7 protein-coding genes and 1 pseudogene are annotated in these 6,486 nt (G+C 71.7%); 3 read left to right on the plus strand and 5 right to left on the minus strand.

Annotated features, from left to right (window positions below):
- The first annotated feature begins 148 nt into the window (after positions 1-148).
- Positions 149-1,723, plus strand: a complete 1,575-nt coding sequence (locus ABT008_RS22915) for a DUF4139 domain-containing protein (RefSeq protein ID WP_350698266.1) — start codon at positions 149-151, stop codon at positions 1,721-1,723.
- Positions 1,724-1,736: 13 nt separating this feature from the next.
- Here the strand turns inward: ABT008_RS22915 and ABT008_RS22920 are convergent, their stop codons facing one another.
- From ABT008_RS22920 to crcB (ABT008_RS22930), 3 genes are read right to left on the minus strand one after another with little or no spacing between them, the layout of a single operon-like run.
- On the minus strand, positions 1,737-2,369 hold the full coding sequence (locus tag ABT008_RS22920; RefSeq protein ID WP_350698267.1) for a uridine kinase family protein: 633 nt from the start codon (positions 2,367-2,369) through the stop codon (positions 1,737-1,739).
- 26 nt (positions 2,370-2,395) lie between these two features.
- Positions 2,396-2,770: a fluoride efflux transporter CrcB gene (gene crcB / locus ABT008_RS22925; protein WP_350698268.1), complete on the minus strand. Its 375-nt coding sequence runs from the start codon at positions 2,768-2,770 to the stop codon at positions 2,396-2,398.
- Positions 2,767-3,294 carry a fluoride efflux transporter CrcB gene (crcB, locus tag ABT008_RS22930; protein WP_350698269.1) on the minus strand — a complete coding sequence of 176 codons (528 nt, stop codon included), beginning with the start codon at positions 3,292-3,294 and terminating at the stop codon, positions 2,767-2,769. Before crcB (ABT008_RS22930) ends, crcB (ABT008_RS22925) begins: the two co-directional genes overlap by 4 nt.
- A 253-nt stretch (positions 3,295-3,547) precedes the next feature.
- Between crcB (ABT008_RS22930) and ABT008_RS22935 the strand changes: the two are divergent.
- A pseudogene (locus tag ABT008_RS22935) lies at positions 3,548-3,775 on the plus strand (RidA family protein); the annotation flags it as partial.
- Between the two features lie 72 nt (positions 3,776-3,847).
- On the opposite strand, the gene ABT008_RS22940 reads toward ABT008_RS22935, so the two are convergent.
- A complete protein-coding gene (locus ABT008_RS22940) occupies positions 3,848-4,738 on the minus strand; it encodes an NmrA/HSCARG family protein (protein ID WP_350698270.1) in 891 nt (296 codons plus the stop codon).
- 87 nt (positions 4,739-4,825) lie between these two features.
- On the opposite strand from ABT008_RS22940, the gene ABT008_RS22945 reads away from it, so the two are divergent.
- Positions 4,826-5,362 (plus strand): TetR/AcrR family transcriptional regulator, encoded by a 537-nt coding sequence (locus ABT008_RS22945; protein ID WP_350698271.1) that lies wholly within the window; start codon positions 4,826-4,828, stop codon positions 5,360-5,362.
- A gap of 37 nt (positions 5,363-5,399) precedes the next feature.
- Here ABT008_RS22945 and ABT008_RS22950 read toward each other — a convergent pair whose 3' ends face one another.
- A complete protein-coding gene (locus tag ABT008_RS22950; protein WP_350698272.1) occupies positions 5,400-6,377 on the minus strand; it encodes a phosphotransferase family protein in 978 nt (325 codons plus the stop codon).
- Between the last annotated feature and the right edge of the window lie 109 nt (positions 6,378-6,486).

Consider the following 6,486-nt stretch of genomic DNA (forward strand, 5'->3'; position numbering starts at 1 on the left):
GTACGCCCCCGTCAGGTGCTTCCGGCCCGCCAGGCAGCACTCAGTCCAGGAACGCGTTGGCGACCACGAACTCGGAGACTGCCGTTCGGTGAGGGCGGGTCACCAGTGCCGGAGGTAACGGTCACAGGGGTCGACTACCCTCGCCGCCGTGGACACTGCGGAGATCGATGCCCCCGTCGTCGGCGTCACCGTCTATCCCGACCGGGCCCGGGTCACCCGCCGCGGCGGTCTCCGGTTGCCGGCCGGTCAGCATCGCGTACGCATCGCACCGCTCCCGCTCGGCCTGCGCCGGGACTCGGTCCGGGTCGGCGGTCGGGGCGCAGCCACCGTCCTCGGCGTGGACGTGACCACGTGGCGGCAGGCGCGCAGCACCGACGCGCAGGTCGTCGCCCTGGAGCAACGCCGCCGCGAGGTGACCGACGAGTTGGCCGAGGTCGACGACGCGGACGGCATCGAGGAGCAGCGTGGGCAGTTCCTCACCCGGTTGGCCGAGCGGGCCGGCGGCACGTACGCCCGCGCGCTGGCCGCCGGTGATGCCGCGCCCGGCGACGTGGCCGCCTTCACCGACTCGGTGGCCGCTCAGCTCGCCGACTCGCGTGCCAGACGACGCGGACTGACCCGTCGGCGCACCGAGTTGGGGCAGGAGTTGGCCGCGGTCGGGCGCGATCTCGACGCCCTGCACGGCAAGCAGCAGCCGGACCGGCTGGCCGTCGAGGTGATCGTGGCGGTCGACGCCGACGACACCGACGTCGAGCTGGAGCTGACCTACCTGGTGGAGGGCGCCCGGTGGCAACCCTCCTACGATCTGCGGCTGGTCGACGAGACCATGACCGTCACCTGGTTCGCGATGGTCAGCCAGAGCACCGGGGAGGACTGGCCCGAGTGCGACCTTCGCCTCTCCACCGCACGGCTGGCGGCGACGACCGGCGTACCCGACCTGTCGCCCTGGTATCTGGACCGGCGCCGGCCGCCACAGCCGCGCATGGCGCCGGACATGGTGGCCGGGATGCCGGCGTTCGGTGCGGCGCCGGCCGCCAGCCCGGCCCGTGCCGCGCCGCCGGTCCCGCAGAGGCTGCGGGAGAGCGTCGCCGAGGTCGAGCAGGGGATCACTGCGGCCACCTACCGACCGGCCCGGCCGGTGGCGGTGCCCGCCGACGGCAGCGCCCATCGGGCCACCATCGCCGTGCTGGACCTGCCGGCCCGGCTGGACCATGTCACCGCCCCGGTCCGCGCCGCCGAGGCCCACCTGCGGGCCACGATCCGCAACACGTCGGAGCACGCGCTGCTCGCCGGCCCGGCCGCGGTGTTCCACGACGCCGACTTCGTCGCCTCCACCCGGCTGCCGATGTGGGCGCCGGGTGAGGAGACCGAGGTGGCGTTGGGGGTGGACGACCGGATGCGGGTGGAGCGGAAGCTGCACCGACGCGCCGAGACCAAGGCCACGCTCGGGTCGACCCGGCGGCGCGAGGTGGAGTACCGGATCACCGTCGACAACCACACGTCCCGCCCGGCTACCGTCGAGGTGCGTGATCAGCTTCCGGTCTCGCGGGACGAGGCGGTGGTGGTACGCGAGACGACCGTCGTACCGCCGCCGGTCGAGCGGACGGAGCTGGGCGAGGTGACCTGGCGGCTGTCGCTCGCGCCGGGCGAGAGCGGCGAGATCGCGCTGGGCTTCCGGGTGGACCTGGCCAAGGGGGTCGAGCTGACCGGCTGGCGGGAGTAGGCACCGCCCGGTCTCACGGCTGCGGCCGGCGGTGCACGATGACCTCATCGAGTACGTCGCAGGGCACCGTCGGCTCGCCGTGGACGTGCAGGTGCGCTCGGGTGTCGGTCTGGTCCGCCGCGAAGAAGTCACGCTCGACCGCGAGCCAGTCGAGCCACGCATCGCGGTGCTGTTCACCGTCGCGCGCGATGCCGCGCCGCAGCCGCGATGCTTCGGGGGCGTCCACCCAGATCCGGTACGCGTAGCGGTCCGCCACCGCGCGTCGGGTGGACGTGACGCCCTCCACGATGACCAGGGCGCTGGCGACGGTCGTCACCCACTCGCCGGTGGCGACTCCTGCGGTGTCGGTCGCCCAGTCACGGGCGCGGAAGTGGGCGTCCCGACCGCTGGCGAGGGGCACGAGGACGTGGTCGACGAAGTAGTCCCACCACGCGGGGTCGTCTCCCCAGGTCCAGAACTCGTCCACCTCGACCAGGACTGCGCCACCGAGCGCCGCCAGCCTCTTCGCCACGGTGCTCTTGCCGCTCGCGCTCGGGCCGTCGATACCCAGCAGTACGGGCGTTGCGCCTTCGGCGTGGTCGCGGGCCTGCGACAGCACGTCGACCAGGCGGAACCGACGTGTCGTAGCGTCGTCCAGGCGTTCCACGCCGGAGAGTGTACGAGCCGCCGTGCTCAGCCGAGAAGCGCGACCGCGAGGTGGCTGCTGAGTGCGAGCGCGGCCAGCCCCGCCAGGACGCTCCCGACGGCGTTGGCGGCGGCGCGCAGCGGCGCGCCGGTCTCGGTCAGGCGGACCGTCTCGACGGAGAAGGTCGAGTAGGTGCTCAGCGTCGCGCACAGCCCGGGACCGATCAGGTGCTGCAGGGCAGGGGGCACGGCGGTCGCGGTGCTGACGCCGGTGAGGACGCCGAGGCCGACGCAGGCGAGGAGATTGACGGTGAAGGTGCCCCATGGGAAGGCGGTGCCGAGCCGGGTGTGGACGGTGCGGTCGATCAGGTAGCGCAGCGGTGCGCCGACGAGGGCGCCGACGATGACCATCAGCCAGTTCATCCGGCGTCTCCGTCCCGGGTGGGGCGGGTCGGGACGAGCAGTCGGGTGAGCGCCGCCGCACCCCACACGGCAGCCAGCGCCGCCACGAGGGTGACGGCGAGGTAGAGCACCGCGATGCCGGCCCGTCCGCCGTCGATCAGGTGCTGGGCGTCCAGCGCGTAGGTGGAGAACGTGGTGTAGCCGCCGAGCACGCCCGTGCCGAGGAAGGGCCGCACCAGTGGATGCGCGGTGCGCCGTTCGGTGATCAGGACCATGAGCGCCCCCATCACCGCGCAGCCGGTGATGTTGATCCAGAACGTCGTCCACGGGAACGCCCCGGGCGCGGTCGGAAACAGCACGACGGCGCCGTAGCGGGCGCAGGCGCCGAGTACGCCGCCGGCCGCGATCGCGGCGAGGATCTCGAACTGTCGCGGTACTCGGCCGGTGCCGGGCGGCCACGGGGGCACGTCGACGTCGGGATCGACCGGTGCGCGCGGCCTGCCGGGAGCGGCGGGGTCGCGGTGGTGGTCACGCGGCACGGACACGGGCTCCTACCTGGTCGGTCTGCACGCCCGGGCGCGGGGCGTGCACGAGGATCATCAGGTAGGGACCGTTGGTGGCCGGAAACGGCACGGTTCGGGTACGGCGGGCCCCACCGCCGTGCCGCCGTCTCGGAAGACGGCTGCCGGTCCAGGCTACCGCCCCGCACGCCGGAGAGGCTGCGCGGCTCAGGCACGCGGACGTCGCGTCATGGTCATCCGCGCAGGTCCAGCGTGCCCCGGTCGAGGACCGGGTGGCGTCATCGACAACGTCCGGGACATCCTGCGCTCGGTCGGCGCCGACCTCGACGACCTCGTCCAGATCACCACCTACCTGGTCAACATGAACGACTTCGGCGGCTACAACGAGGTCTACGCCGAGTACTTCGACGAGACCGGGCCCACCCGCACCACCGTCGCCGTGCACCAGTTGCCCCACCCGCACCTGCTCATCGAGATCCAGTCGGTGGCCCGACGACGGTCCTGACCTCGACCGGGTGGGGTGACCTCGTCGAGCTTGCCGGGCCGGCCGTCCGCAGCCGGCCCGGCACCCGAGCGATCAGGTGAGGGCGCGGCGGGCCCAGGTGCGGAAGTCCGTGGTGGGCAGGCCGAGTGCCTGGGCGATCTCCGGTCGAGCGGGGGTGCCGTTCTCGTTGATCTGCTCGACCACATTGATCATGAACGGCGGCAGGCCGCGCGTGACCGCTTCCTGCGGGGTGAGGACCGGCGCGGTGACGGTCCGGCCGGTGATCTCGCTGAGGATCGCGGCGACCTCGGTCATGGTGCGCATGTCGCCGGCGAGTTCCACCTCCTTGCCGTCGAGCGTGCCCGGTTCGGTGAAGGCTGTGGCTGCGGCTGCGCCGATGTCGTCCACGGCGATCCAGGCGATGCGGGTGTCCTCGGCGAAGCCGGTGACGATGGTGCCGCTGGACCAGTCGCCGAACAGGAAGGACTTTTCCAGCAGGTTCTCCATGAAGGTCGCGGGCTTGAGGATGGTCCAGCGGGCGAATCCGCTGCTGCGGACCAGTTCGTCGATTCCTGCCTTGCTCTCCCAGTAGTGCCGGTCCCAGCGGCCCTCGGCCCAGCCCGGCTGGTTGCGGTGGAAGTCACCGGCGCCGGCGACGCTGCTGTGGACGAACTGCGGCACCCCGGCCCTGCGGGCGGCCTCGACGAGGTGCCGCCCTCGGCGCAGCTCGGCATCGCCCTGCAGATCGGTGAGATCCGGGAAGGGGATGGAGAAGACGCCGTCCGCTCCGTGCGCTGCGGCGAGGAGCGAGGCGGGATCGTCCAGGTCGCCCCGGACAAGTTCGGCTCCTCGGTCGCGGAGGGCGAGTGCGGCCGCGCTGGTGGTGTCGCGGACCAGGGCGCGTACCGCGACGCCCTGGTCGAGCAGTGCCCGGGCGGTGGATCCGCCCTGCTTGCCGGTGGCGCCGATGACAAGGACGGCCATGTCTCCTCCTCGGAACAAGTGGGGTGGCACCCCACTTCCTGCCGGTTACGATATGGGGGGACACCCCACTTATTCAAACGGCAGGCGATGAGAGCTGACGCACAACGCAACCGCGCGCTGATCGTCACGGCGGCCAGCGAGGCGGTCGCCCGGGACGGCGCGTACGCGTCGCTGGAGGAGATCGCCCGAGCCGCCGGCGTGGGCTCGGCGACCCTGCATCGGCACTTCCCGTCCCGTTGGGCGCTGCTGGAGGCGGTCTTCCACGACCGGGTCGAAGCGCTCTGTGCCCGCGCCGGTGAGTTGTCGACCGGGCCGGACGCCCGCCAGGCACTGACGACCTGGCTGTGCGAGCTGGCGGTCTACAGCACGACCACGCGCGGCCTGGTCACCTCCCTGCTCAAGGCGCCACCGGAGAGCGAGTCCTGTTCCGCGATGCTCGTGGCGGCCGGTGAACCGCTGCGGCGACGAGCCGTCGAGGAGGGGACAGTGCGGGACGACGTCGAGATGATCGACCTGGTGACCCTCGTGAAAGCGATTGCACTGGCGGCGGAATCGACGAGCGCGGCCGAGGCGGAGCGGCTGGTGCGACTCGCCCTGGAAGGAATCAGCCCGTCCCGGCAGTGAACCCACGCAGGGGGTGACGCCGCCGCGTGGTGTCCCGTCAGATCGCGGCCAGGGCTTTGGTGACGTTCCACTCGGCGAGGTCCCGCATCCACTGGCTGTTCGGGAAGTCGGTGTCCGCGATCCGAAGAGGTCCCTCGATCAGCGACAGGACCTGGGCGTACCGGTAGAGCTCCAGCCGGTCGAGGTCGAGGTCTACCGGGCGTAGCGCCCGGTAGTCGTCACCGAAGCGCATCTGCAGCCAGGCGTGCTCCCACTCCACGTCGAAGTACGTCAGGCCTTCGATGTCGATCAGCGCCGGTTCGCCGCAGGCCGTGACGAGCACGTGGTCCGGCCCGAGTTCGCCGTGTACCAGCCCGTACTCCTGGCGGGCGGTGACCGCACTCCGCAGGTCGCGGACATGGCCCGCGACGCGGTCGCGGGCGTCGGCGAGCCGAGCCACCCGCACGGCCGCCGCGTCGAGGTGACCCAGGGCCCGTTCCTGGACGACGTCTTCGGTGCTACGGGACTGAGACGCCGCACCGGACGCGATGGCGGTGAGTTTGCCGTAGCGCGAGCCGCGTGTGGTGTGCATCCGGCGCAGCGCTTCCCCGAGTGTCGACAGTGGTGTTACGGCCGCGGCCGGATCCCGCGCCATGAGGGTCTCGAGCGTCACCCCACCGACATCCTCGACCAGCGCAAGCGGCGACCCGAGATGGCGACCATCGCGATCGAGCATCAGCAACCGTGGCGTCCGCACGCCCGCAGCGGTGATGGCCGCGTAGTTGGTGGCAAACAGGTCGACGCCCGACGCATCGGTGAACGGATCGTCGGGGACACCAGACACCGGCGGCCAGTAGTTCTCGCTGCTCGCCCAGACATAGAGAATCGCGGTGGCGTGGTCGTCGAGGTGTAGCCGGTAGACGCCCTTCTTGCTGCCACCGGTCAGGCGGTGCAGGGCAGTGAGTCGCCGATCGGCACCCCACTGCTCCGCGACCAGGTCACGCAGGTCGTCAGGTTGCAGGAACACCCGTGTCATGAGGCCCTTTCCTCAGAGCGCGTTTCACATGTCTGTCAGTCGGGTGTGTTGAAGGTGCGACGTTGTTGGCGGGTGGCAGGACCGCCTCGGGTGAGGCGGCCGAGCATGC

Origin of the sequence: Micromonospora sp. NPDC002389 (assembly GCF_040296095.1) — a bacterium.
In the GTDB taxonomy this organism is placed as follows: domain Bacteria; phylum Actinomycetota; class Actinomycetes; order Mycobacteriales; family Micromonosporaceae; genus Micromonospora.